General features: G+C 61.8%; 1 protein-coding gene. It reads left to right on the top strand.

Annotated features, from left to right (window positions below; genetic code table 11):
* Positions 1–723: IS5 family transposase (locus ABD767_RS17245; RefSeq protein WP_344870015.1), on the top strand; the 723-nt coding region annotated here is incomplete at both ends.

Below are 723 nucleotides of genomic sequence, written 5' to 3'. Positions count from 1 at the left end.
GCCCCTGTACCGGGACTTTGCCCAGCTCGATGCCCACGGACGGCTGCCTGACGAGAGCACCATCTTGCGCTTTCGCCACCGCCTGGAGCGTCACAAGCTGGCCGAGCAGATGCTGGCCACGGTCAACGCCTTGCTGTGCGCCAAAGGCCTGCAGCTCAAGGAAGGCACCATCGTGGACGCCACCTTGATTGCAGCGCCGAGCTCGACCAAGAACAAAGACAAGGCCCGAGACCCCGAGATGCATTCGAGCAAGAAGGGCAACCAGTGGTACTTTGGCATGAAGGCCCATATCGGCGTGGACGCTGACAGCGGCCTGGTGCACACCGTGCGCTGCACCTCGGGCAACGTCGGCGACGTGGTCGAAGGCAACAGCTTGCTGCACGGGCAGGAGGTGCAGGTCTTTGGCGACGCCGGCTACCAGGGGGCAGATAAACGCGCCGATGCCTCTAAAGACGTGCCATGGCATGTCGCCATGGGGCCGGCCAAACGCAAGGCACTGGACAAGGAACACAACGCTATACACGCTCTGGTGGATCTGCTCGAGCGCGTGAAGGCACAAATCCGCGCCAAGGTGGAGCACCCGTTTCGCGTCATCAAGCGCCAGTTTGGCTACACCAAGGTGCGCTACCGAGGCCTGGAGAAAAACACTCTGCAGATCGTGACGCTGTTTGCGCTGTCCAACCTGTGGATGGCACGCCATCAGTTGATGCAGCAGCAAGGAGC

Source organism: Comamonas faecalis (assembly GCF_039538025.1).
In the GTDB taxonomy this organism is placed as follows: Bacteria; Pseudomonadota; Gammaproteobacteria; order Burkholderiales; family Burkholderiaceae_C; genus Comamonas_C; species Comamonas_C faecalis.
This window is presented reverse-complemented; position numbering and strand designations above follow the sequence as displayed.